At 53.0% G+C, this 23,047-nt stretch carries 25 protein-coding genes; 13 read left to right on the top strand and 12 right to left on the bottom strand.

All coding sequences use genetic code 11. From position 1 onward, the window contains the following. Position 1 precedes the first annotated feature (1 nt). The 5 genes from ribD to pgpA all read left to right on the top strand — a co-directional run bounded on the left by ribD (position 2) and on the right by pgpA (position 3,654). Positions 2–1,105, top strand: coding sequence for a bifunctional diaminohydroxyphosphoribosylaminopyrimidine deaminase/5-amino-6-(5-phosphoribosylamino)uracil reductase RibD (ribD, locus tag ICA20_RS18425; protein WP_038638204.1), 1,104 nt, complete (start codon positions 2–4; stop codon positions 1,103–1,105). Positions 1,106–1,195: 90 nt separating this feature from the next. Continuing rightward, positions 1,196–1,666, top strand: coding sequence for a 6,7-dimethyl-8-ribityllumazine synthase (gene ribE / locus ICA20_RS18420; protein WP_003021575.1), 471 nt, complete (start codon positions 1,196–1,198; stop codon positions 1,664–1,666). A gap of 19 nt (positions 1,667–1,685) precedes the next feature. After that, positions 1,686–2,105: a transcription antitermination factor NusB gene (gene nusB / locus ICA20_RS18415; RefSeq protein ID WP_000801129.1), complete on the top strand. Its 420-nt coding sequence runs from the start codon at positions 1,686–1,688 to the stop codon at positions 2,103–2,105. Between the two features lie 75 nt (positions 2,106–2,180). Continuing rightward, on the top strand, positions 2,181–3,158 hold the full coding sequence (gene thiL / locus ICA20_RS18410) for a thiamine-phosphate kinase (protein WP_038638205.1): 978 nt from the start codon (positions 2,181–2,183) through the stop codon (positions 3,156–3,158). After that, complete coding sequence (pgpA, locus tag ICA20_RS18405; RefSeq protein ID WP_038638206.1) at positions 3,136–3,654, top strand: phosphatidylglycerophosphatase A; 519 nt, start codon at positions 3,136–3,138, stop codon at positions 3,652–3,654. The genes thiL and pgpA overlap by 23 nt, the downstream gene beginning before the upstream one ends. A gap of 57 nt (positions 3,655–3,711) precedes the next feature. On the opposite strand, the gene yajO is transcribed toward pgpA, so the two are convergent. From yajO to xseB, 4 genes are read right to left on the bottom strand one after another with little or no spacing between them, the layout of a single operon-like run. Beyond that, positions 3,712–4,686 carry a 1-deoxyxylulose-5-phosphate synthase YajO gene (gene yajO / locus ICA20_RS18400; RefSeq protein WP_038638209.1) on the bottom strand — a complete coding sequence of 325 codons (975 nt, stop codon included), beginning with the start codon at positions 4,684–4,686 and terminating at the stop codon, positions 3,712–3,714. A gap of 56 nt (positions 4,687–4,742) precedes the next feature. Then, the gene (dxs, locus tag ICA20_RS18395; protein WP_038638211.1) at positions 4,743–6,605 is read right to left on the bottom strand and encodes a 1-deoxy-D-xylulose-5-phosphate synthase; all 1,863 of its coding nucleotides are present in this window, start codon (positions 6,603–6,605) and stop codon (positions 4,743–4,745) included. A gap of 24 nt (positions 6,606–6,629) precedes the next feature. Then, on the bottom strand, positions 6,630–7,529 hold the full coding sequence (gene ispA, locus ICA20_RS18390) for a (2E,6E)-farnesyl diphosphate synthase (protein ID WP_038638213.1): 900 nt from the start codon (positions 7,527–7,529) through the stop codon (positions 6,630–6,632). After that, entirely contained in the window at positions 7,530–7,772 is a 243-nt protein-coding gene (xseB, locus tag ICA20_RS18385) for an exodeoxyribonuclease VII small subunit (RefSeq protein ID WP_038638224.1), read from the bottom strand. 208 nt (positions 7,773–7,980) lie between these two features. Between xseB and thiI the strand changes: the two genes are divergently transcribed. Then, positions 7,981–9,429 carry a tRNA uracil 4-sulfurtransferase ThiI gene (thiI, locus tag ICA20_RS18380; protein ID WP_038638226.1) on the top strand — a complete coding sequence of 483 codons (1,449 nt, stop codon included), beginning with the start codon at positions 7,981–7,983 and terminating at the stop codon, positions 9,427–9,429. Positions 9,430–9,462: 33 nt separating this feature from the next. Here the strand turns inward: thiI and ICA20_RS18375 are convergent, their stop codons facing one another. Further along, positions 9,463–10,164, bottom strand: coding sequence for a helix-turn-helix domain-containing protein (locus ICA20_RS18375; RefSeq protein WP_038638229.1), 702 nt, complete (start codon positions 10,162–10,164; stop codon positions 9,463–9,465). 169 nt (positions 10,165–10,333) lie between these two features. On the opposite strand from ICA20_RS18375, the gene ICA20_RS18370 reads away from it, so the two are divergent. Genes ICA20_RS18370 through ICA20_RS18360 form a run of 3 tightly spaced genes read left to right on the top strand, consistent with a single transcriptional unit; the run spans position 10,334 to position 14,017 of the window. After that, positions 10,334–12,667: a molybdopterin-dependent oxidoreductase gene (locus ICA20_RS18370; RefSeq protein WP_038638230.1), complete on the top strand. Its 2,334-nt coding sequence runs from the start codon at positions 10,334–10,336 to the stop codon at positions 12,665–12,667. Between the two features lie 2 nt (positions 12,668–12,669). After that, positions 12,670–13,218 carry a 4Fe-4S dicluster domain-containing protein gene (locus tag ICA20_RS18365; protein WP_165353552.1) on the top strand — a complete coding sequence of 183 codons (549 nt, stop codon included), beginning with the start codon at positions 12,670–12,672 and terminating at the stop codon, positions 13,216–13,218. A 10-nt stretch (positions 13,219–13,228) separates the two neighbouring features. Next, the gene (locus ICA20_RS18360; protein ID WP_038638231.1) at positions 13,229–14,017 is read left to right on the top strand and encodes a DmsC/YnfH family molybdoenzyme membrane anchor subunit; all 789 of its coding nucleotides are present in this window, start codon (positions 13,229–13,231) and stop codon (positions 14,015–14,017) included. Positions 14,018–14,056: 39 nt separating this feature from the next. Here ICA20_RS18360 and yajL read toward each other — a convergent pair whose 3' ends face one another. Then, a complete protein-coding gene (gene yajL / locus ICA20_RS18355; RefSeq protein WP_038638232.1) occupies positions 14,057–14,647 on the bottom strand; it encodes a protein deglycase YajL in 591 nt (196 codons plus the stop codon). Next, positions 14,610–15,521 carry a 2-dehydropantoate 2-reductase gene (gene panE, locus ICA20_RS18350; RefSeq protein WP_038638233.1) on the bottom strand — a complete coding sequence of 304 codons (912 nt, stop codon included), beginning with the start codon at positions 15,519–15,521 and terminating at the stop codon, positions 14,610–14,612. The genes yajL and panE overlap by 38 nt, the downstream gene beginning before the upstream one ends. Before the next feature lie 174 nt (positions 15,522–15,695). Between panE and ICA20_RS18345 the strand changes: the two genes are divergently transcribed. Then, positions 15,696–16,187: a YajQ family cyclic di-GMP-binding protein gene (locus ICA20_RS18345; RefSeq protein ID WP_038638234.1), complete on the top strand. Its 492-nt coding sequence runs from the start codon at positions 15,696–15,698 to the stop codon at positions 16,185–16,187. Positions 16,188–16,266: 79 nt separating this feature from the next. Here the strand turns inward: ICA20_RS18345 and ICA20_RS18340 are convergent, their stop codons facing one another. Beyond that, a complete protein-coding gene (locus ICA20_RS18340) occupies positions 16,267–17,631 on the bottom strand; it encodes an MFS transporter (protein ID WP_038638246.1) in 1,365 nt (454 codons plus the stop codon). 182 nt (positions 17,632–17,813) lie between these two features. On the opposite strand from ICA20_RS18340, the gene tssD reads away from it, so the two are divergent. The 3 genes from tssD to ICA20_RS18325 are packed head-to-tail and all read left to right on the top strand — an operon-like array spanning position 17,814 to position 19,116. Next, positions 17,814–18,296 (top strand): type VI secretion system tube protein TssD, encoded by a 483-nt coding sequence (gene tssD / locus ICA20_RS18335; RefSeq protein WP_003021598.1) that lies wholly within the window; start codon positions 17,814–17,816, stop codon positions 18,294–18,296. A gap of 11 nt (positions 18,297–18,307) precedes the next feature. After that, positions 18,308–18,757: an STM2901 family protein gene (locus ICA20_RS18330; protein ID WP_038638248.1), complete on the top strand. Its 450-nt coding sequence runs from the start codon at positions 18,308–18,310 to the stop codon at positions 18,755–18,757. Further along, on the top strand, positions 18,742–19,116 hold the full coding sequence (locus tag ICA20_RS18325; protein WP_038638250.1) for a DUF1493 family protein: 375 nt from the start codon (positions 18,742–18,744) through the stop codon (positions 19,114–19,116). The genes ICA20_RS18330 and ICA20_RS18325 overlap by 16 nt, the downstream gene beginning before the upstream one ends. Before the next feature lie 95 nt (positions 19,117–19,211). Here ICA20_RS18325 and cyoE read toward each other — a convergent pair whose 3' ends face one another. The 4 genes from cyoE to cyoB are packed head-to-tail and all read right to left on the bottom strand — an operon-like array spanning position 19,212 to position 23,038. Then, the gene (gene cyoE / locus ICA20_RS18320; RefSeq protein WP_003831005.1) at positions 19,212–20,102 is read right to left on the bottom strand and encodes a heme o synthase; all 891 of its coding nucleotides are present in this window, start codon (positions 20,100–20,102) and stop codon (positions 19,212–19,214) included. An 11-nt stretch (positions 20,103–20,113) separates the two neighbouring features. Then, on the bottom strand, positions 20,114–20,443 hold the full coding sequence (locus ICA20_RS18315; RefSeq protein ID WP_003831006.1) for a cytochrome o ubiquinol oxidase subunit IV: 330 nt from the start codon (positions 20,441–20,443) through the stop codon (positions 20,114–20,116). Then, entirely contained in the window at positions 20,443–21,057 is a 615-nt protein-coding gene (locus ICA20_RS18310) for a cytochrome o ubiquinol oxidase subunit III (protein WP_003831007.1), read from the bottom strand. Before ICA20_RS18310 ends, ICA20_RS18315 begins: the two co-directional genes overlap by 1 nt. After that, the gene (gene cyoB / locus ICA20_RS18305) at positions 21,047–23,038 is read right to left on the bottom strand and encodes a cytochrome o ubiquinol oxidase subunit I (protein WP_038638255.1); all 1,992 of its coding nucleotides are present in this window, start codon (positions 23,036–23,038) and stop codon (positions 21,047–21,049) included. The genes ICA20_RS18310 and cyoB overlap by 11 nt, the downstream gene beginning before the upstream one ends. Positions 23,039–23,047: the final 9 nt, after the last annotated feature.

Here is a 23,047-nt window from a genome sequence, read left to right as displayed (position 1 = left end):
CATGCAGGATGAATTGTACATGGCGCGCGCGCTGAAGCTTGCTGCGCGCGGACGTTTCACTACTCACCCAAATCCCAACGTCGGCTGCGTGATTGTTAAGGACGGGGAGATTGTCGGTGAAGGATATCATCACCGCGCGGGCGAGCCGCATGCCGAAGTCCATGCCCTGCGCATGGCCGGAGAAAAAGCGCAAGGGGCAACCGCCTACGTGACGCTTGAGCCCTGTAGTCATCATGGCCGTACGCCGCCGTGCTGCGATGCATTGATTGCGGCGGGCGTAGCACGCGTCGTTGCCGCGATGCAGGATCCCAATCCACAGGTAGCAGGCCGTGGCCTCTACCGTTTGCAGCAGGCGGGCATTGACGTCAGCCACGGGCTGATGATGAGCGAGGTTGAGCTGCTTAATAAGGGCTTTCTCAAGCGCATGCGTACAGGATTCCCGTATCTGCAGCTTAAGCTTGGCGCATCGCTCGATGGCCGTACGGCGATGGCCAGCGGGGAAAGCCAGTGGATCACCTCGCCGCAGGCGCGCCGCGATGTGCAACGGCTGCGCGCGCAAAGCCATGCCATTTTAACCAGCAGCGCGACGGTACTGGCCGACGATCCTCAGCTTACCGTGCGCTGGTCGGAGCTTGGGGAGTCAACTCAGGCGAGTTACCCGCAGGAAAATCTGCGCCAGCCGATCCGCATTGTCCTTGATAGCCAGAATCAGGTCACGCCGGAGCACCGAATTGTGCACCAGCCGGGAGAAACCTGGATTGTCCGAACGAAAGACGATACCCGCAGTTGGCCGGAGTCGGTTCGCAGTATCAAGGTGCCGGAACATAACGGGCATGTGGATTTGGTCGTGCTGATGATGCAACTGGGTAAACAGCAAATTAACAGTATTTGGGTGGAAGCTGGCCCAACGCTTGCGGGCGCGTTATTACAGGCCGGTTTGGTGGACGAGCTAATCGTGTATGTTGCGCCTAAACTGTTAGGCAGCGATGCGCGAGGATTATGTGTGCTGCCTGGGCTTGAGAAACTGGCCGACGCCCCCCATTTCAAATTCAACGAGATACGCCAGGTGGGCCCGGACGTTTGCCTGCATTTAACCACTGCGTGAGGCTTTCTGAATTAGAGGAAGCAGCGCCCAGAATATTATGATAAAATCCGCCCCCCTTACGGGGCCATAAATCGAACCCGAAGGAAGAATATGAACATTATTGAAGCTAACGTTGCTACTCCGGACGCTCGCGTCGCCATCACCATTGCGCGTTTCAACAACTTTATCAATGACAGCCTGCTGGAAGGTGCGATCGACGCCCTGAAACGTATTGGCCAGGTTAAAGATGAAAACATTACCGTCGTTTGGGTTCCAGGCGCGTATGAGCTGCCGCTGGCGGCTGACGCACTGGCGAAAACCGGTAAATACGATGCGGTGATCGCGCTCGGTACGGTGATCCGTGGCGGTACCGCGCACTTCGAATATGTGGCTGGCGGTGCAAGCAATGGCCTGGCGCATGTCGCGCAGGACAGTGGCATTCCGGTAGCCTTCGGTGTACTGACCACCGAAAGTATTGAACAAGCCATCGAACGTGCTGGCACGAAAGCCGGCAACAAAGGCGCAGAAGCTGCACTGACTGCGCTTGAAATGATTAATGTATTGAAAGCCATCAAGGCCTGATTTTTGTAAGGGGAAATCCGTGAAACCTGCTGCTCGTCGCCGCGCCCGTGAGTGTGCCGTCCAGGCGCTCTACTCCTGGCAGTTGTCCCAGAACGACATCGCTGATGTTGAATACCAGTTCCTGGCGGAACAGGACGTTAAAGATGTCGACGTTCTGTATTTCCGTGAGCTGCTGTCCGGGGTGGCGACTAACAGCGCGTACCTGGATGGATTAATGAAGCCTTACCTGTCTCGTCTGCTGGAAGAGCTGGGTCAGGTAGAAAAAGCCGTACTGCGTATTGCGCTGTTTGAACTGTCTAAACGTAGTGATGTGCCGTACAAAGTGGCTATCAACGAAGCGATTGAACTGGCGAAAACCTTCGGCGCCGAAGACAGCCATAAATTCGTTAACGGCGTACTGGATAAAGCAGCACCTGTGATTCGCCCCAACAAAAAGTAATCCCGAGGCCGGCGGAGAGTGGAACTTGTTTCCGCTATCCCCGGCTTTTTCTTTTTTTCTGCTGAGGCATAACGTATGGCATGCGGCGAATTTTCCCTGATTGCCCGTTATTTTGATCGCGTAAGAACGTCTCGTCTTGATGTCGAAACCGGTATTGGCGACGATTGCGCACTCCTGAACATCCCTGAAAAACAGACATTGGCGATCAGTACCGATACGCTGGTGGCAGGCAACCACTTCCTCCCCGACATTGATCCTACCGATCTGGCCTGGAAAGCCCTGGCGGTGAATTTAAGCGATCTGGCGGCGATGGGGGCCGATCCTGCGTGGTTGACGCTGGCACTGACGTTACCCGACGTTGATGAAGCCTGGCTTGAAGCTTTCAGCGATGGCCTGTTTGAACTCCTTAATTACTACGATATGCAACTGATTGGCGGTGATACCACGCGTGGGCCGCTGTCGATGACGTTGGGTATTCATGGCTACGTTCCCGTTGGGCGAGCCTTAAAACGTTCCGGGGCAAAACCGGGCGACTGGATTTATGTGACCGGCACGCCGGGCGACAGTGCGGCGGGACTGGCGATTTTGCAGGACCGACTGCAGGTGACAGAACCAAAAGACGCGGAGTATCTGCTGCAACGCCACCTGCGCCCAACTCCGCGTATTTTACAGGGACAAGCCCTGCGCGATCTGGCCAGTGCGGCTATCGATCTCTCCGACGGCCTGATTTCCGATCTGGGACATATCGTCAATGCCAGCGGCTGCGGCGCGCGGGTTAACGTTGACGCGCTGCCATATTCCACGGCATTCGCCCAACACGTTGAGCCGGAACAGGCGCTGCGCTGGGCGCTCTCAGGGGGGGAAGATTATGAGTTATGCTTTACCGTACCGGAAATCAACCGTGGCGCGCTGGACGTCGCGCTGGCACATCTCGGGACCTCGTTTACCTGCATCGGTCAGATGAGTGCGGATGTTGAAGGCGTTCACTTTACGCGCGATGGAAAACCCGTCACGTTCGACTGGAAAGGATATGACCATTTTGCCGCGCCTTAAAAAAGATGTCGCCAAAAGCCGCCTGAATATGCGTAATCCGTGGCATCTGTTAGCCACCGGTTTTGGTAGCGGGCTGAGTCCAATTATTCCTGGCACCATGGGATCGCTGGCGGCGATCCCTTTTTGGTATTTAATGACATTTCTGCCATGGCAGCTGTATTCGCTGGTGGTCATGCTGTCTATCTGTATCGGCGTTTATCTGTGTCATCAAACGGCGAAAGACATGGGCGTGCACGATCACGGCAGCATTGTCTGGGACGAATTTGTCGGTATGTGGATAACCCTGATGGCGCTACCGACCCTCGACTGGCAATGGGTTGCCGCCGGATTTGTGATTTTCCGTATTCTGGATATGTGGAAGCCGTGGCCGATTCGTTGGTTCGATCGCAATGTGCATGGCGGGACGGGGATCATGATCGACGATATTGTCGCCGGGATACTGTCTGCCGGAATTTTGTATTTTATCGGCCATCACTGGCCGATCGGTATCATTTAACGGGTTTGCCGGATAGCGGCGTAAACGCCTTATCCGGCTTACAATCTACGATCGCGCTTATTTAAATCCCACCACCGGGTGCTGTTTATACGGCGTCTCCAGCTCGGCAATTTGCTCCGGCTTCAGCGTTAAATCCACCGCATTGAGCAATTCATCCAGTTGTTCTTCACGCGATGTACCGATAATGGGCGCAGCCACGCCTGGTTTGCTCAGCAGCCATGCCAGCGCGACCTGCGCCCGCGTAACGCCCAGCTCCTCACTGATGCCAGCCAGCCGGGCGGCAATTTGCGCGTCGTTTTCATCGCTCTCGTTATATAAATTTTTACCGACTTCATCGGAAACCAGACGTGCGGTCGTTTCTCCCCACGGGCGGGTCAGGCGACCACGCGCCAGCGGACTCCACGGGATCACCGCGACACCTTCCTGATAGCAGAGCGGCAACATTTCGCGTTCTTCTTCGCGGTAGATCAAGTTGTAGTGATCCTGCATGCTGACGAACTGCGCCCAGCCGTGTTGCTTCTGCAAGGCCAGCGCCTGAGCAAACTGCGAAGCATACATGGATGAGGCGCCGATATAGCGAGCTTTACCGGCTTTGACTACATCGTTAAGGGCTTCCAGCGTTTCCTCGATTGGCGTGTTGTAATCCCAGCGGTGAATTTGCAGTATGTCTACATAGTCCATGCCCAGGCGTCTGAGGCTGTCGTCGATTGAGCGCAGGATTTGTGCGCGGGATAATCCTTCTGCTAAATCATCCACCTGGTGAAAAACTTTGGTCGCGACCACGACATCTTCGCGGCGGGCGAAATCACGCAGCGCGCGGCCGACAATCTCTTCGCTGCTGCCAGCGGAGTAGCTGTTGGCGGTATCGAAAAAGTTAATGCCGCCCTCAAGGGCGTGTTTGATTATCGGGCGGCTGCTCTCTTCAGGCAGCGTCCAGGCGTGATTACCGCGATTGGGCTCGCCAAACGTCATGCAGCCCAGGCAAAGGCGGGAGACCCGGAGGTCGGTTTTTCCTAAGGTGTTGTATTGCATTCATTCGCTCCTGCTTAGCGTGTTATTCATTAAGCATAGCAGGAGCGGGGAGGGGATTATGCCAGCCAGGCCTTGATTTTGGCCTCAATGCCTGCGGCATTAAGACCCAGATCGGCGCGAGCCTCATCCTGAGTGCCCTGTGGGATGAAGAAGTCAGGCAGGCCGATGTTCAGCACCGGAACGGGCTTGCGATGGGCCATCAACACCTCGTTTACGCCACTGCCTGCGCCGCCCATAATGGCGTTCTCTTCAATGGTAACCAGCACGTCGTGTCGGGCCGCCATTTCGAGGATCAACGTTTCATCCAGCGGTTTCACAAAGCGCATGTCAACCAGCGTGGCGTTCAACGACTCTGCGACCTGAGCAGCTTCCGGCATCAGGGTGCCAAAGTTAAGAATCGCCACTTTTTCCCCGTGACGCTTCACGATGCCTTTACCTATTGGCAGGTGTTCCAGCGGCGTCAGCTCAACGCCCACCGCATTACCGCGTGGATAGCGCACGACCGATGGCCCGTTGTTGTAGTGATAGCCGGTAAACAGCATCTGGCGGCATTCATTCTCATCGCTCGGGGTCATAATGACCATTTCCGGGATGCAGCGCAGGAAGGAGAGATCGAACGCCCCCTGGTGGGTTTGCCCATCTGCGCCAACGATACCTGCCCGGTCAACGGCGAACAGGACCGGCAGTTTCTGGATGGCCACATCATGCAGCACCTGATCGTAGGCGCGTTGCAGGAAGGTAGAGTAAATAGCCACGACCGGCTTGTAGCCGCCAATCGCCAGACCTGCTGCAAAGGTCACTGCATGCTGCTCGGCAATCGCCACATCGAAGTAGCGGTCCGGGAACTTACGTGAGAATTCCACCATACCGGAGCCTTCGCGCATCGCCGGGGTAATCGCCATCAGCTTATTGTCTTTCGCTGCGGTCTCACATAACCAGTCCCCGAAGATTTTTGAATAGCTTGGCAGGCCGCCGCTGCTTTTCGGCAGACAGCCGCTGGATGGATCGAATTTGGGTACGGCGTGGAACGTGATCGGGTCTTTTTCCGCTGGCTCATAGCCACGACCTTTTTTGGTCATGATGTGCAGGAACTGCGGGCCTTTCAGATCGCGCATGTTCTTCAGCGTGGTGATAAGTCCCAGCACGTCGTGCCCGTCCACCGGGCCGATATAGTTAAAGCCCAGCTCTTCAAACAGCGTGCCCGGCACGACCATGCCTTTGATGTGTTCTTCGGTACGTTTGAGCAGCTCTTTAATCGGCGGTACGCCGGAGAATACTTTCTTCCCGCCTTCGCGCAGCGAGGAGTAGAGTTTGCCTGAGAGTAATTGCGCCAGGTGATTGTTCAGCGCGCCGACGTTCTCTGAAATCGACATTTCGTTGTCGTTAAGGATAACCAGCATATCGGGCTTAATATCACCCGCATGGTTCATCGCTTCAAACGCCATCCCGGCGGTGATAGCACCGTCGCCAATCACACAAACGGTACGGCGATCTTTGCCTTCTTTCTCGGCGGCAACCGCAATACCAATGCCAGCGCTAATGGACGTTGAGGAGTGCCCAACGCTCAGTACGTCATACTCGCTCTCACCGCGCCAAGGGAACGGATGCAAACCGCCTTTCTGACGAATGGTGCCGATTTTATCGCGGCGGCCGGTCAGAATTTTGTGCGGATAAGCCTGATGTCCCACATCCCAGATTAACTGGTCAAACGGGGTGTTATAGACGTAGTGCAGCGCGACGGTAAGTTCCACCGTGCCCAGACCAGAGGCGAAGTGCCCGCTGGAACGGCTTACGCTGTCGAGCAAATAGCGGCGCAGTTCGTCGCAAAGCTTTGGCAGGCTCTCTTTTGGCAGCAGGCGTAACTCCTGGGTGGAGTCGACCAGCGCCAGGGTCGGGTATTTGGCTATATCAAAACTCATCGCAAGCTCATGGGATATGTTGGTTTATTTATCACGCTGGATTATATAGTCCGCTAGCGCTTCCAGTGCCGAGGTATCGAGTGACTGCGCGGCCAGCAAACTTAACGACTGGCGGGCATCTTCGATTAAATCCCGGGCTTTATTCCGGGCTTGCTCAAGACCCAGAAGTGCAGGATAGGTACTTTTGCCAAGCTGCTGGTCAGCACCCTGACGTTTACCCAATGTTGCAGTATCGCCTACCACATCCAGTATGTCATCCTGAACCTGGAAGGCCAGACCGATGCTTTCTGCGTATTTGTCGAGTATTGCCAGGCATTCCCGCCCTTTATCTCCTGCGCTTAATGCACCCAGACGCACGGCGGCACGAATCAATGCCCCGGTTTTATGGCGGTGAATACGCTCCAGCGCATCCAGCGCAACCTGATGACCTTCCGCTTCCAGATCCAGCGCCTGGCCGCCGCACATGCCGGCGATACCGCTGGCCTGCGCCAGTTCAGAGATCATCGCGATGCGGTCACGGTCAGATACTTCCGGCATCGGGGCGTCGCTGATAATGGAAAACGCCAGCGTTTGCAGCGCATCTCCGGCCAGGATCGCGTTTGCCTCGCCAAATTTTACATGGCAGGTTGGCAGACCGCGGCGCAGGTCATCGTCGTCCATCGCGGGTAAATCATCATGCATCAGCGAATAGGCATGGATGCACTCGACGGCGGCAGCGGGAGCATCAAGCGTACTCAGGCTGACGCCAAACATCTGACCGGTCGCATATACCAGGAATGGGCGCAGACGTTTACCGCCTAATAATGCGCCATATTGCATGGTTTCGACCACGGGAGTGTTCTGAAAGGGCAGTGGCGTGATAAAACGGCTCAGTGCCTGATTGGCCTGCTCAACGCAAGCCTGTAGCTGCTGCGTAAAATCCATTTACTCATTATCCGGTGTAAAAGGCGTAAGGGCGGCGTCTTCGGTGTCTGACAGCAGGATTTGTACGCGCTGTTCAGCCTGTTGCAATTTGACCTGTCCCTGACGCGCCAGTTGTACGCCACGTTCGAATTCGTTCAGCGCTTCTTCCAGCGGCAGGTCGCCGCTTTCCAGGCGGGTAACAATCTGTTCCAGCTCGCTCAGCGCTGTTTCAAAACTGGCTGGCGCTTCATTTTTCTTCGGCATAATGAATGTCTGACTCTCTGTATTGGCAGCACAAGACTATGGTAACGGACTCGCACTGATAAGCAAATAACGCGCAATGGTAAGGCGATGTGCACAGGATGACCATGATAGTGGTATACTTGCGCGCCTGGATGCAGCCGCAGGGTATGGGCTGCTGTATTTTTTTCCATTACAAGTCATTCAGACTTGCCAAAGAACCATTGCCGCCATGAAGTTTATCATTAAATTGTTCCCAGAAATCACCATCAAAAGCCAATCTGTGCGTTTGCGCTTTATAAAAATTCTGACAGGGAACATTCGTAACGTTTTAAAGCACTACGATGAAGACCTTGCCGTTGTCCGTCACTGGGATCACGTTGAGGTTCGCGCTAAAGATGAAAGCCAGCGTCTGGATATTCGCGACGCGCTGACCCGTATTCCGGGTATCCACCATATTCTCGAAGTAGAAGACGTGCCGTTTACCGACATGCACGATATTTTCGAGAAAGCGCTGGTGCAGTATCGCGATCAACTGGAAGGAAAAACCTTCTGTGTACGCGTTAAGCGTCGCGGTAAGCATGAGTTTAGCTCCATTGAGGTGGAACGTTATGTTGGCGGCGGGTTGAACCAGCATATTGAATCCGCGCGCGTGAAGCTGACGAAACCGGACGTGACGGTGAATCTTGAAATCGAAAATGACCGTCTGCTGCTGGTTAAAGGCCGCTATGAAGGTATTGGCGGTTTCCCGATTGGTACGCAGGAAGACGTCCTGTCGCTGATCTCCGGTGGTTTCGACTCCGGCGTATCGAGCTACATGCTGATGCGTCGTGGCTGCCGCGTACACTATTGCTTCTTTAACCTCGGCGGCGCTGCGCATGAAATTGGCGTTCGTCAGGTGGCGCATTATCTGTGGAACCGCTACGGTAGCTCGCATCGCGTACGTTTTGTCGCGATCAACTTTGAGCCGGTGGTGGGCGAGATCCTGGAGAAAGTCGACGACGGTCAGATGGGCGTGGTCCTTAAACGTATGATGGTACGCGCGGCATCGAAAGTCGCTGAGCGCTACGGCGTACAGGCACTGGTAACCGGTGAAGCGCTGGGCCAGGTGTCCAGCCAGACGCTGACCAACCTGCGCCTGATTGATAACGTTTCGGATACCCTGATCCTGCGCCCGCTTATCTCCCATGATAAAGAGCACATCATCAACCTGGCGCGTGAAATTGGTACCGAGGACTTTGCGCGTACCATGCCGGAATACTGCGGCGTAATTTCAAAAAGCCCAACGGTGAAGGCGATTAAAGCGAAGATTGAGGCCGAAGAAGAAAACTTCGATTTCTCTATCCTCGATAAAGTGGTCGAAGAAGCGAACAATATCGATATTCGCGATATCGCCCAGCAGACTCAGCAGACCGTGGTGGAAGTGGAAACCGTGAGTGGTTTCGGCTCAAACGACGTGATTCTGGATATCCGTTCTGTGGATGAACAGGATGACAAGCCGCTGAAGGTGGAAGGTGTGGACGTGGTTTCACTGCCGTTCTACAAGCTGAGCACTAAATTCGGCGATTTAGACCAGAGTAAAACCTGGCTGCTGTGGTGTGAACGCGGCGTGATGAGCCGCCTGCAGGCGCTGTATCTGCGCGAGCAGGGCTTTGAAAACGTGAAGGTGTATCGTCCTTAATTTCCGCTTGCCCCGGCCTCAGGCGTCGGGGCGCTATTCGCCCTGCAAATGCAGCGGAGTGAGTATTTCCACCAGTTGACGGGCAATCCGTGGGATCGCCTCGTCGCTGAAAAAACCCATCGTAACCGCAATGGCCAGCAGCTTTCCTTGCTTATCGCACAGCGGACAGGCAATTGATTGTGCGCCCGGAATCCCGTCAGTGGGATGATAGCGTACCGCATAGCCCTGTGTTCTAACTTGTGCAATACACTGTGCCTGTGCTTCACTTTGCGCCTGATAATCTGTGAAGCTCATAAACACCTGTCCCGCCGCGCTGGCTAAAAGCGGAACAGGCGTGTTTGGCAGAAAATCGATATCGACATGGCGAAAGCTGCGGTTGTAATGCTTCAGCACAAGCCCATTATCGGTGGTGGCGACGACGACGCCGGTTGAGTGGTTAAAGGCGTTACGAAACGCGATTAGCGTCGTGTTCAATTCCGCAATCGGATCGCGTTGGCCCGTCTCCATTCCCGCCAGCTGCCGTGCCGTCGCGCCCAGCGCATACAGCCCCTTTTCGTTTTGACGCAGCATGCCGGTTCGACACAGCGAAACCAGATATTTGTGTAGACGACTTTTAGATAAGCGGCATCCCGTGGCGATATCGATGGCTCGCGCCTGGCCGCTATGCGCGGCAACGAACGTCAAAATGCCGACGGCAATATCAACCGAATTAACCCCTTGCGATGTTTCAGACATATCAAATCTCTTTTTAAATTCTTCACAATTATACCACCAGCGCGCAGAGCCTGACTGCCTTCGCAATTTAAAAAGATCCTTACGCCTATGTGATGAGATCTTGATACGTCTCAAGTTAATCATTGGTGTACTTTGATTCACTAATGGTGAATTATCTGGAGGCAAGATCATGGAAGCATTGAACAACATACGGTTAAAAAGAAGAACCTTGTTAAAAGGGCTTGGGGTCGTGGGGCTGGCGTCTTTAGGACCTTCGTTTTTGGGGCTGCGCCAGGCTAACGGCGCGCCGTTACCCCGTTTTCGGCTGAAGCAGTCGGATTACCAGACCTATCGCTCAACCTGTGCGATGGAGTGCCTGCACTGTAACCTCACGGCCTATGTATGGAAGGATCGCCTGATGAAAATAGAGGCGACCAAAGGCTTTAACGTTAAGTGCTGTCTGCGTGGGATCAGCCGGACGAAATGGGTCTATCACCCGCTGCGGCTGACGCAGCCCCTGCTTCGCACGGGGGAGAAAGGCGAAGGCAAGTTTAAGCCGATTAGCTGGGATGCGGCGTTGGATCTGATCGAAAAGAAAATCCGGGAAACGATCGCTGCCGACGGCAACAAAGGTTTATTGTTTACCGCCGCCTCGGGAAATATGGACTCAATTAAAAACGATATGGGGAAGGCGTTTTTTGATTATCTTGGCGGCTCGACAAAACATGTCGGTTCGCTGTGCTGTGCTGCTGTCACCGCGGCGATGATGCCAATGGTTGGGTTACGTTATGCCGATACCCGCGACACTATCGCAGACAGTCGCTATATCTTGTGCTGGGGGAATAACCCGGCCGTCACCATGCATGCCTATTTCAAAAACTACTCGCAGGCGCAGCGTAACGGGGCGCGGCTGGTAGTTATCGATCCCCGTTTTAACGAAACCGCAGCTAAAGCGGATGAGTGGGTGCCGATTGTTCCCGGCACGGACATAGCCCTGGCGCTGGGAATGATCAACATCATTATGCAGGAGCAGCGCTACGACGCCGATTTTTTACGGGTACATACCGGGGCCGTTTATCTGGTGGATCGGCAAGGGCAACTCATGCGCGCCGACCCACAGTATCCCAATAGTTATCTGGTGTTTGATACCGTCAGCCAAACGCTGGCTCGCCATGATGCCGCCGGAATAGTCCCCGCTTTGCTTGGCGATGAGCTTCCGGCGGATAGCGTGTTTTCTACCGTGCTGGATGCGGTGTGGGAGCAGGCGAAACCCTGGACGGCGCAGAAAGTGGAGCAGGAAACCGACGTTCCCGCCCACACGGTGCTGCGGCTGGCCCGTGACTATGCCTCGACGCAGCCAGCCATGATTGTGCAGAACATGTCTGGCGCGCAAAGAACCGAGTTTGGCACCTACGTAGCGGCCAGTCAGTTCTATCTGGCATTAATCACCGGCAATATCGGTAAACGTGGCGCAGGGGTTTGCGATGCGGGAGGGGTCAGGCAGATGGCCAAATTCTCGCCCATTATTCCGCCCGCGCCTCATGCCGCCAAAATCCCGCCGATTCCCATCGCCAAACTCGGCGACTGGATTGTCAACGAGAAGCCGCATGCGATTAAGTTCTGGTGGAACATGACGCTGGGGGCGATGACTCAGTTGCCGAATACCAATCAGGTCCGGGAAGCGTTTAAAAAAGTGCCGTTTGTGGTGGTGGCGGACAACCTGATGAGTTCGTCTGCACTGTATGCCGATCTGGTACTTCCGGTGACGACCATTTTTGAAGATGTCAGTTTAATGGCGGGGGTCCGTAGCCATTATGTACAGTTGATGGAAAAAGCGGTTGAACCGCCGGGAGAAGCCAAACCTGATTATTGGATTTTTGCCCGCCTCGCCGAGCGTTTTGGATTTGGAGACGTCTTTAATCAGCCCATTGAACATTACATTGATACTTGCCTCAAAGGGTCGGGTATCACCCGCGAAATGTTAAAAAAAGGGCCGGTATGCCCCGTTATAGAAGACTGGATCCCCTTTAAGGATGGGCAGTTTTGTACCTCAACCGGAAAGGCGCATTTTTATATTGAGGAGTGGGCCAAAAAAGACTTCCTGCCGGTGGTAACCTGGAAACAGGTGAAAGAGTCAGTGAAAGGTTCACCTGAACTGGCAAGCCACTATCCGTTAATGGCGGTACAGCGCAAACTGGCACGTAGCGTACATTCGAGCCACGGTATGAATGAATGGATCCTCGAGGTTCAGCGTAATCGCCCAAACGTTATGATTCACCCGGAAGATGCCCGTAATCGTCAGATCCAGGCCGGAGAGTGGGTTGTTGTGTTTAATCATCGTGGAGAGCATAGAGCAATTGCCGATGTTACAACGCATATAAAACGGGGAGTTGTAAGCCTGGATAATGGCTGGTGGGAGCAGCAGGGAGGAAGTAGCAGCCATGTCACCAACGATCAGGTAGAGCTGTTGGGTAATGGACACTGTTGTAACAGCACGTTGGTTGACGTGAGAAGGGAGGCATAATCATGACGAAACAGTATGGATTTCTTATTGACATGCAGAACTGCTATGGCTGCAAGACCTGTAGTATGGCCTGCAAATCGGAAAATATGACGCCGCTTGGTGTGTTATGGCGCCGAGTGCGCGAGCGCAATACGGACGAACCTAATACTCAAGCGTTTATCAGCATGTCGTGTAACCATTGCGATGACCCTCAGTGCATGAAAGTGTGCCCTGCCGGGACTTATACCAAACGAGCTGACGGGATTGTTGTACAGGACCACGAACGTTGTATCGGTTGCCGGATGTGTATTATGGCCTGCCCCTGGAGTGCACCGGTTTACGATGCGGAAGAGGGGAAAACCAGTAAATGTAATTTGTGTGCGGAACGCCTGGATGAAGGTTTGCAACCACGCTGTGTTGAATCTTGCCCTGCGGGGGTTTTGCGATTTGGTGAGATAGAAGATCTTCGCAAAGAGCATACCACCCAATGGACTGTGCTAGAGAAGCTCTACAACTTACCCGATCACAACATCAGTAAGCCCAATATTGTAATTATTGCGCCACGGGACTGAGGAGAGAGAAATGGAACACTATGAATTGCCATTAGTCTTTTTTACGGTCTTTGCTCAATGGGGGATTGGCGGTGTCCTGGCACTAACGTTGTGTCAGAGTTTTGGCACGCTGAAATTTAATGCTGAACAATATCGTCGGCTTGCGCTGCTATTTTGGGTCATCACTGTGCTGGGTTCTTTGGCATCCCTTGCACACCTGGGAACACCTACAGGCGCATACCGTTCGATGGCAGGGTTGGGAATATCCTGGTTGAGCCGGGAAGTAGTGGCATTTATAGTATTGAATGCCGTGATATTTTGCTGGTTAGCGTTATGTTGGCTCAAGCCTGGGCATCCAGGGGCGAATCTTCTGGGTGGTGTGACTGCGCTTGTTGGCCTGGTGTCAATTTTTGTGACGTCTCAGGTGTATTACCAAATGGCGCTGCACTCGCTTTGGCATACCATAGCTACGCCGCTTGGCTTCCTGGCAACGGCAGTATTGCTGGGTTTTATGAGTGTGGCGGTGGCGGGTGGCTATTGGCATAAATCCTCTTCAACGGTGTGTAATGCAGGGATCATCATTGGAATCGTGTTGACGGCAGGCGGGCTGTGGTTTCGCTATCATGTGCCTGGCGCTGATGCGTCAAGTCCTCTGCTATGGTGGCAGCTATTTGCCAGTATCTGCGTTGCTGTGTGGGGAATATCGCGTCTGAACTACGGCCAACAGAGTTGGTTATGGGTCGTATTAATGGCGACGGGGGAACTGGCGGGAAGAATGTTGTTTTATAGCAACGTTATGAGCGGAGTGCCTTGGTTTTAAATATTTTACCGGATGGTTGAAACCATCCGGCAATCATTATTATTCGTAGTAGTTATAAATTCCCGCCGCAATTACCAGATGTGACGCCACTTCATGAGCCTTCTCGCGGCTTACCAGTAGATCAATGATTTTTAAACCAAAATCAATGGATGTTCCCGGACCCTGGCTGGTTAACAGGTTAACGCGCGGATCCCAGACGACACGCTTGTCTTGCCATTGATCTGCGGGAATTTTGTCCTTCAACGCCGGGAAACCCGTCATATTTCCGATGGGGAAGAGATCGTGCGGGACAAGTACGGTGGCGGCAGCGGCGCAAATTGCTGCGACAATACGCCCGGAGCGATGAAACTGCTTCACGGTTTCGACAAGCAAAGGGCTATCGCGAAAACACTCCGCGCCTTTAATACCGCCAGGCAATACGATGATGTCGAAATCGCCGTCAGCCACTTCGACCAACGGTGCGTCAGCCAGCAGTTTCACTCCGCGTGAGCACACAATCGTCAGGTCGCCATCGCTGGCGACGCTTGCTGTAGTGACCTTAATTCCGCCGCGAACCAGCAGATCGATAGTAGTGACCGCTTCGGTCTCTTCACTACCAGGGGCGAGACAAACCAGTGCTTGAGCGCTCATACTCACTTTCCTTTCTCTTTACCATTTCAAACAGGTGGGCATTTTCCGGGACGGCGATGCCGTGTGCACGGGCGCGTTTTAACAGGTAACCGGTAATATAGTCGATCTCTGTATGGCGCATGGCACGAATATCCTGCAGCATTGATGAGATATTTTCCGCCGTACTATCAATTACTTGCTCGACATAATAGCGTAAATCATCTGCTGATGTGTGGTGGCCTTCGCGTTCAATAACCGCTGCTACTTCCTCACAGATTAGCGCTATTTTTTCCGGATGCTGACGCAGTTCGCCGTTTGGGCAGTCCCAGAGCGCCGTCAGGGGATTAATGACGCAGTTCACCGCCAGTTTGCGCCACAGTTCGGCACGAATATTATTGTGCCAGGCGACATCCGGTAGTACTTCTTGCAGTGTTTCAGCCAGATAGCTGAAATCACCGTCCTGCTCACGTGCCGGACCGATGCGCGTTGTGCCCTGAGCGACATGAATGATGACATTTCCGTCGCGACGTGCTGCGTGGGTGGTGGTGCCCATCAGCAGAGGCTGTTTAATGTTTTGCAGCTCTTCAATCGTCCCCATACCGTTGTGAATCAGCAAAATTGGGGTAGTTTCAGGCAGAATTGCGGCCAGACCTTTTACCGCATCGGAAACCTGCCAGGCTTTAAGTGTAACCAGCAACAGGTCGCTTTTTGCCAAAAAGTCGGGGTCGTTTGCCGTCAGGGATTCATTAAAAACCGATCCATCCGTGTCGATCAGGTTCACGCTGCAGTAGGGCTGTGGCACGCGTAGCCACCCTTGCACCTCATGTCCATGTTTGCACAGCGTGGTAAGCCACAGCTGTCCTAACGCTCCACATCCCAGTACGGTAATTTTCATTCTTCCTCCTCACCTGCAACAGCACCAGGTGTTAATCCATATCGGCCGTACCCCTTTATTGTTCGCAGGTATCAGTTCCGCGTACAATTAAAGGATACAGCCTAGTATAGCGCTGTCTGTTGAGTAACTTTGCAGGTATTATGCTTCGCATCAAAAATGAAGGGAGAGGAAAAGATGCCATCTTTCGATATTGTCTCTGAAGTTGATCTTCAGGAAGCCCGTAACGCGGTAGAAAACGCCAGCCGCGAAGTAGAGTCACGCTTTGATTTTCGTGGTGTTGAAGCGACTTTTGAGCTGAATGAGTCAAATAAGACGATTAAGGTGCTGAGCGAGTCAGATTTCCAGGTCAATCAACTGCTGGATATTTTACGTGCCAAGCTGCTGAAACGCGGGATTGAAGGCACGTCGCTGGACGTACCGGAAACCTTCGTGCACAGCGGTAAAACCTGGTTTGTGGAAGCGAAGCTGAAGCAGGGTATTGAAAGCGCGGTGCAAAAGAAAATCGTTAAGCTGATTAAAGACAGCAAGTTGAAAGTGCAGGCGCAGATTCAGGGCGAAGAAATCCGTGTAACCGGCAAGGCGCGTGACGACCTACAATCTGTTATGGCGTTGGTTCGCGGCGGCGACCTCGGCCAGCCGTTCCAGTTTAAGAACTTCCGCGATTAAGTCGTAATGCCCGCTTATCCGGCCTACAGGTAGCACACGCTATTTGTCGGCCGGATAAGACGTCGCCATCCTGCAATCTTCACGCCTGGCTGATGGCCTGCTCAACCTCAAATCGATTGGTCACTTTGCTGTCGATTTTTATGTAGGCCGAATGTTCTTGCGCCACAATTAACACTTCGCTTATCCCTTCTTTAGCCAGCAGACGCTGCTTCAGGGTGTCATCCGCGGCAATCTCCGGTGGGATTTCCACGCGCAGGCTGCTAACGTACGGCGGTTCTTTCATTGTGCTGGCCACCAACAACCACACTGCCGCCAGAAGCGCGCCGGCCAGGAATACCGCCTGCCCATCAAACATGTCGACAACCCAACCGCCCAGCGAACCGCCAATCGCCACGCCAAGAAACTGGCTGGTGGAGTAAACGCCCATCGCCGTACCTTTATAGCCAGCCGGAGACTCTTTACTGATAAGCGAGGGGAGGAGGGCTTCCATCAGGTTGAAGGCGAGGAAGAATATCTGCACGCCCGCAATCAGCCCCCAGAAACGAATGTTTGCGCTCCACAATACAATTTCGGCAACAAGAATCAGTAACACGCAGGCGAGGAACACGCGTTTCATCCGGCGTTTCACTTCGGCGTAAATGATGAACGGCACCACGGAAACGAAGGACAGCAGCATCGTCACCAGATAAATTTTCCAGTGTTCGGCGGCGGGGAAACCCGCTTTCGCCAACTGACCTGGCAAGGCGACGAAAGTGGACATCAGTAAAATGTGCAGACACATGATGCCGAAGTTGAGCTTCAGCAGTTTTGGCTCCGCCAGTACTTTGCTGAAGCTACCTTTTACCATGCCTGATTCGCGGTTCAGTACGTGGGTCGTGCTATTGGGAACGACCCAAATGGTCAGCACGATACCTGTGGTAGCAAGGCCCGCGATCATCCAGAACAGCGCGTGTAGCCCCAGCGCGTGGGTAACGATCGGCCCCAATACCATCGCAATGGCGAAGGTGATACCAAAGCTGACGCCGATAAACGCCATTGCTTTGGTTCGGTTTTGCTCGCGGGTTAAGTCGGACAATAGCGCCATTACGGCGGCGGCAATCGCGCCAGAGCCTTGCAGAGCTCGACCAAGAATAATTCCCCAGATTGAATCTGAGAGGGCGGCAATCACGCTGCCGAAAACGAATACCGCCAGTCCGCCGACAATAAGCGGCTTACGACCGATGCGGTCTGACAGCAGACCAAAGGGGATCTGGAAGATGGCTTGCGCCAGGCCATAAATACCGATAGCAAGTCCGATCAAGGCTTCGCTGGCACCCTGTAGCGCCATACCGTACGTGGTCAGAACCGGCAGGACCATAAACATGCCAAGCATGCGCAACGAAAATACGGTCCCTAAACCCCAGGTGGCGCGCAACTCACCGGGCGTCATTTTGTAATCGTTCATTCCCACCTCTGTATTAATTTCGCGCCTAGTGTAAAGCGGGGAAGGGGTGGGGTAAACCTCTACGATATGTGGAATTGTGTAGCGGTATAACTGAAATAATTACCTGTGTAACTAATTTACTTGCGATAATTACAGGTGTAGTCTTTTTGTGGTTATTACTAATGTAAACAGGGAAAAGGAAAATGGCAATTCCAGGCAATATGTGGATTTATGACGATGGTGGCGCGCTGATAAAGGGCGGGTGTGACGTAAAGGGAAGAGAATACAGTATTGAATTTAAAGGTTTTCATCACAATCTCTCTATTCCCACCGATAATGCAACGGGTAAACCAACAGGCACACGTCAACATTCACCGATGATGATCGTCAAAGAGTTTGACTACTCGAGTCCCTATTTATACAAAGCGGTTGCTTCTGGTCAGAATCTTAAGTCTGCAGAGATTCGTTGGTACAAAATCAATGATGCGGGTCAGGAAGTGGAGTATTTCAACATGCTGCTCGAGGGCGTGCGGATTGTCTCGGTCTCTCCTACGATGGCTGGGCCAGAAGACAAAAACAACAATCACCTTGAAACCATAGAATTACGCTACGAAAAAATCACCTGGAAGCATTGCGACGGGAACATAATCTATACCGACGCATGGAATGATCGGCAGACGGCATAATGGGTGATTGAATGGACACAACTGAAGAAGCGAATGGAACCTATTGGTATCACGGTCACAGCAATCTGTCTGCTGGCGAATTGTTCGATCTCATCTTTCTGGAACAGTTTTGTGATGAGTTAGGAATTGGCATTGAATCGGGAGCGGCTATTCTGGCTGGTCAGCCCTGGTTAAAGACAAGGCAAAAACCTTCTGGGGCTATTGAAGGAACAAGTGTTGTTTCCAAATACGGGAGAATGCTTCTGAGAGATGCACGGGTACCATTTGGTATTAAAGTCCCCACTCCAGTAGGTTTCAGGATACAAAGCACTAACAAACTTGCTGCTGTGATTGCTCGGTATATACCTTGGCTTGGGTGGATTGGTCTTGTAAATGCACTTGTGCAAGTTTCCAGAAAGACGCGGACAAAATACAACTTAATTGCCCGGCCCAAAGATCGAATTCAATGGACATCATTCTAATGAGTATTCAAGACGATGTGTTAAAGCTTTTCAGGGAAGAAATACCTGGGTATTTGGATGAAAACTGGAAAGAGGTTCCTTTAGAACTCGACTCAGAACTATTTGATGTCCCCGGTGATGACCTCCACAGTGCTCTGACTCGATATGAGAAAGAGTTTAAAGTCGATTTATCATGTGTGAACTGGAAACCGTATTATCCGTGGCACAATTTGCCACTCTTCACGAGATGGTTCAAAGCTAACCGGGAAGAAGTCGAAGCAACACGCATACCGTTAACCGTAAGGATGTTTGCCGAGTCGGCTGAAGCGGGAAAATGGTTGTTTGAAATATGGACGGATAATAAACAGGAGGATGCCTGATGGGGTTACGTTTATCCGGCCTACAAGCCATGTGCTTTTTTGTAGGCCGGATAAGGCGTCAGCCGCCATCCGGCATAGAAGATGTGACGATTAACTTACCAGACGTAAGTCAGCAGGTTCTGCGAGTTTGGCACCATAAAGTCGACGGACATCATCACGCTGAGCGCGGTAATGGCGATGATGGAGAAGCCGAACAGCTTGCGCGCCCAGACTCTGTCATCTTCCACTTTATAACCGCGCAGCGCCATGCCCAACCACCAGACGCTCACCGCCGCAGCAACAATCAGGTATTTATAACCTGCATAGCCGCCCAGGGTTAGCATCAGCGTGGCGATAGCAAATGCCACGATATACAGCGTGATATGGTTCTTCGCGACCGAAATGCCTTTTACCACTGGCAGTACAGGGATGTTGGCAGCCTGATAATCCTTGAAGCGGAAAATCGCAATCGCGTAAGAGTGCGGCATTTGCCACAGGCTGAAAATAGCCAGCAGAATCAGCGCACCGCTATCGAACTCACCGGTTACGGCGCAGTAGCCAATCACCGGCGGCGCAGCGCCGGAGAGTGAGCCAATCAGCGTACCGTAAACGGAATGGCGCTTCATATACAGGCTATAGACGCCCACGTATACCACGAAGCCCATCACCCCCAGCCAGCAGGCCAGAGGGTTGGCGCCAAACCACAGCAGCATAAAGCCAGCAATACCCAGCAAGGTGGCGTATACCAGCGAGACGGCAGGAGAAATCAGACCTTTAACCAGCACGCGGTTTTTGGTCCTCTCCATCTTCCTGTCGATATCCCTGTCGATATAGTTGTTAAATACACAACCCGACGCCACAACCAGTGACACCCCAACCAGCGTGTAGATAAACAGGGGATAGTCGATGCTGCCTTTCGAGGCCAGCAGGAACCCCCCAATCACCGAGATCAGGTTGCCAAAGATGATGCCTGGTTTCGTAACTTGCAGGTATTGCTTAAACATCATAATCGCCGCTCTTAGTGCATCATCATGTTGTAGTTAAGGTTCCACATAATCCAGATGGAGCCCACAACCAGAATGGCGATGATTAGCACAGTAAAGACAAAGGCCGTCATGTTCCAACCTTCATCAGATTTGCTATTCATGTGCAGGAAGCACACCAGGTGCACCAGAATCTGTACCACGGCCATTGCCAGAATAGTTCCCAGAATGACGGCCGGAGAGGCAGAACCTGTCATCACCATCCAGAACGGAATGACCGTCAGGATGATCGACAGGATAAAACCTGTCATGTAGGTTTTTACGCTGCCATGGGATGCGCCGCCGCTCTCGTTAGAATGACTCATTACATCGCCCCCATCAGATAAACAACAGTGAACACACAGATCCACACCACATCCAGGAAGTGCCAGAACAGGCTCAGGCACATGATGCGGGTACGGTTAGTACTGGTCAGGCCGCGACGGGCAACTTGCACCATCAGCACCGCCATCCAGATAAGACCGGAGGTGACGTGCAGACCGTGCGTGCCGACCAGCGCGAAGAACGCAGACAGGAAGCCGCTGCGATCCGGGCCCATACCGTTAACAATCAGGTGATGGAATTCATAGAGTTCCATCCCGATGAATCCGGCACCGAACAAGAAAGTCAACGCCAGCCAGGAGATGACCTGGCTCTTGTTGTTCTTATACATGGCGATCGCCGCCATGCCGTAAGTAATGGAGCTAAATAACAGCAGGAATGTTTCAACCAGAACGAACGGCAGTTCAAAAATGTCCTTACCTGTCGGGCCACCTGCGGTGCCGTTCACCAGAACGGCATAGGTTGCAAACAGAATTGAGAACAGAATGCAGTCGCTCATCAGGTAGACCCAGAATCCGAAGATCTTGGTCTGGCCTGCATCGTGGTGCCCGTGTTCGTGCGCGTGGGCAGTCGCGTGCGTTAAAGTATCAGTTGCCATTTTTCAGCCCTGCCTTAGTAATCTCATCGAAATGCTGGTTTTCCAGTTTTTCGACTTCCGGGACCGGCACGTAGTAATCCACGTCTTCATCAAAGCTTTTCACAATCCAGCTAATGATCATGCCTGCGAAGCTTGCAATCGCCAGCCACCAGATATGCCAGATCATGGCGAAACCAAACAGTGTTGCGAAGGCGGTAATGACGATACCGGCACCGCTGTTCTTCGGCATATGAATCTCTTCATAGTGCGTAGGCTGCTTGTACGCTTCACCTTTTTCTTTCATTTCCCAGAAGGCATCACGCTCGTGAACGTGCGGCACAACGGCAAAGTTATAGAATGGAGGCGGGGAAGAGGTTGCCCACTCCAGCGTACGACCACCCCATGGGTCACCGGTCAGGTCACGGTTCTGCTCGCGGTCGCGAATAGACACGTACATCTGAATGAACTGGCACAGGATACCCAGTGCAATCAGCGCGGCGCCACAGGCGGCAACAACCAGCATCGGATGGAACTGCGGATCAATCTGCTGGCTGAGGCGACGGGTCATACCCATAAAGCCCAGCACGTACAGCGGCATAAATGCCACGAAGAAGCCGATGATCCAGAACCAGAATGCACGTTTACCCCAGGTTTCGTTCAGCGTGAAGCCAAACGCTTTTGGCCACCAGTAGGTCATACCCGCGAAGCAACCAAATACCACGCCGCCGATGATAACGTTATGGAAGTGCGCAATCAGGAACAGGCTGTTGTGCAGTACGAAGTCCGCACCCGGCACCGCCAGCAGTACGCCGGTCATGCCGCCGACTGAGAAGGTGACGATAAAGCCAATCGTCCACAGCATTGCTGAGTGGAATACGATACGGCCCTGATACATGGTGAACAACCAGTTGAAGATCTTCACCCCGGTCGGGATGGCGATAATCATGGTGGTAATACCGAAGAAGGCGTTTACGTTTGCGCCGGCACCCATGGTGAAGAAGTGGTGCAGCCAAACTATGAACGACAGAACGGTGATACACACGGTTGCCCACACCAGCGAGGTGTAACCAAACAGACGCTTACGCGAGAAGGTTGCTGCGACTTCGGAGAATACCCCGAATACTGGCAGGATCAGAATGTACACTTCCGGATGGCCCCAGGCCCAAATCAGGTTGATGTACATCATCATGTTGCCGCCCATATCGTTGGTAAAGAAATGGGTGCCCAGATAGCGATCCAGGGTCAGCAACGCGACGGTAACCGTCAGAATTGGGAACGAAGCGATAATCAGGATGTTCGCGCACAGAGATGCCCAGCTAAATACCGGCATCTTGAACATGGTCATTCCTGGCGCACGCATCTTAATGATGGTCACAAAGAAGTTGATACCGGTCAGGGTTGTACCAATACCGGACAACTGGACTGCCCATATCCAATAATCGACCCCGACGCTTGGACTGTACTCTATCCCCGAAAGAGGCGGATACGCCAGCCAACCGGTCTGCGCGAATTCACCGACGCCCAGAGACAGGTTAACCAGGATTACGCCAACAACGGTGAACCAGAAGCTCAGGTTGTTCAGGAACGGGAATGCAACGTCACGTGCGCCAATCTGTAGTGGAACCACCAGGTTCATCAGACCGATAACAAATGGCATTGCCACGAAGAAGATCATAATCACGCCGTGAGCCGTGAAGATCTGGTCGTAGTGGTGAGGTGGCAGGAACCCCGCTTCACCTGCAGAAGCCAGCGCTTGCTGACTACGCATCATGACGGCATCGGCAAAGCCACGAATCAACATCACGATTGCGACGATGACATACATGATGCCAAGGCGTTTGTGGTCAACCGAAGTTAGCCACTCTTTCCACAGGTAGGTCCACTTACCGAAGTAAGTGATAAGGCCGAGTAAGGCCGCACCACCGATGATAATGGCAGCGATCGTAACCATGACGATTGGTTCATGGAACGGAACTGCATCAAGTGTCAATTTTCCGAACATCGTATTCTT

The organism is Citrobacter sp. C5_2 (genome assembly GCF_014596845.2).
Taxonomy (GTDB): domain Bacteria; phylum Pseudomonadota; class Gammaproteobacteria; order Enterobacterales; family Enterobacteriaceae; genus Citrobacter; species Citrobacter werkmanii.
This window is presented reverse-complemented; position numbering and strand designations above follow the sequence as displayed.

What these genes read in the sequence shown, in the direction of transcription:
- cyoB (WP_038638255.1), bottom strand. Translation starts at nt 23,038, where the DNA reads ATGTTCGGAAAATTGACACTTGATGCAGTTCCGTTCCATGAACCAATC.
- tssD (WP_003021598.1), top strand. Translation starts at nt 17,814, where the DNA reads ATGGCAATTCCAGGCAATATGTGGATTTATGACGATGGTGGCGCGCTG.
- ICA20_RS18315 (WP_003831006.1), bottom strand. Translation starts at nt 20,443, where the DNA reads ATGAGTCATTCTAACGAGAGCGGCGGCGCATCCCATGGCAGCGTAAAA.
- yajL (WP_038638232.1), bottom strand. Translation starts at nt 14,647, where the DNA reads ATGAGCGCTCAAGCACTGGTTTGTCTCGCCCCTGGTAGTGAAGAGACC.
- ICA20_RS18310 (WP_003831007.1), bottom strand. Translation starts at nt 21,057, where the DNA reads ATGGCAACTGATACTTTAACGCACGCGACTGCCCACGCGCACGAACAC.
- ICA20_RS18365 (WP_165353552.1), top strand. Translation starts at nt 12,670, where the DNA reads ATGACGAAACAGTATGGATTTCTTATTGACATGCAGAACTGCTATGGC.
- thiL (WP_038638205.1), top strand. Translation starts at nt 2,181, where the DNA reads ATGGCATGCGGCGAATTTTCCCTGATTGCCCGTTATTTTGATCGCGTA.
- ICA20_RS18360 (WP_038638231.1), top strand. Translation starts at nt 13,229, where the DNA reads ATGGAACACTATGAATTGCCATTAGTCTTTTTTACGGTCTTTGCTCAA.
- cyoE (WP_003831005.1), bottom strand. Translation starts at nt 20,102, where the DNA reads ATGATGTTTAAGCAATACCTGCAAGTTACGAAACCAGGCATCATCTTT.
- ribD (WP_038638204.1), top strand. Translation starts at nt 2, where the DNA reads ATGCAGGATGAATTGTACATGGCGCGCGCGCTGAAGCTTGCTGCGCGC.
- pgpA (WP_038638206.1), top strand. Translation starts at nt 3,136, where the DNA reads ATGACCATTTTGCCGCGCCTTAAAAAAGATGTCGCCAAAAGCCGCCTG.
- yajO (WP_038638209.1), bottom strand. Translation starts at nt 4,686, where the DNA reads ATGCAATACAACACCTTAGGAAAAACCGACCTCCGGGTCTCCCGCCTT.
- dxs (WP_038638211.1), bottom strand. Translation starts at nt 6,605, where the DNA reads ATGAGTTTTGATATAGCCAAATACCCGACCCTGGCGCTGGTCGACTCC.
- ispA (WP_038638213.1), bottom strand. Translation starts at nt 7,529, where the DNA reads ATGGATTTTACGCAGCAGCTACAGGCTTGCGTTGAGCAGGCCAATCAG.
- ICA20_RS18370 (WP_038638230.1), top strand. Translation starts at nt 10,334, where the DNA reads ATGGAAGCATTGAACAACATACGGTTAAAAAGAAGAACCTTGTTAAAA.
- ribE (WP_003021575.1), top strand. Translation starts at nt 1,196, where the DNA reads ATGAACATTATTGAAGCTAACGTTGCTACTCCGGACGCTCGCGTCGCC.
- ICA20_RS18330 (WP_038638248.1), top strand. Translation starts at nt 18,308, where the DNA reads ATGGACACAACTGAAGAAGCGAATGGAACCTATTGGTATCACGGTCAC.
- xseB (WP_038638224.1), bottom strand. Translation starts at nt 7,772, where the DNA reads ATGCCGAAGAAAAATGAAGCGCCAGCCAGTTTTGAAACAGCGCTGAGC.
- ICA20_RS18375 (WP_038638229.1), bottom strand. Translation starts at nt 10,164, where the DNA reads ATGTCTGAAACATCGCAAGGGGTTAATTCGGTTGATATTGCCGTCGGC.
- thiI (WP_038638226.1), top strand. Translation starts at nt 7,981, where the DNA reads ATGAAGTTTATCATTAAATTGTTCCCAGAAATCACCATCAAAAGCCAA.
- panE (WP_038638233.1), bottom strand. Translation starts at nt 15,521, where the DNA reads ATGAAAATTACCGTACTGGGATGTGGAGCGTTAGGACAGCTGTGGCTT.
- ICA20_RS18340 (WP_038638246.1), bottom strand. Translation starts at nt 17,631, where the DNA reads ATGAACGATTACAAAATGACGCCCGGTGAGTTGCGCGCCACCTGGGGT.
- ICA20_RS18345 (WP_038638234.1), top strand. Translation starts at nt 15,696, where the DNA reads ATGCCATCTTTCGATATTGTCTCTGAAGTTGATCTTCAGGAAGCCCGT.
- ICA20_RS18325 (WP_038638250.1), top strand. Translation starts at nt 18,742, where the DNA reads ATGGACATCATTCTAATGAGTATTCAAGACGATGTGTTAAAGCTTTTC.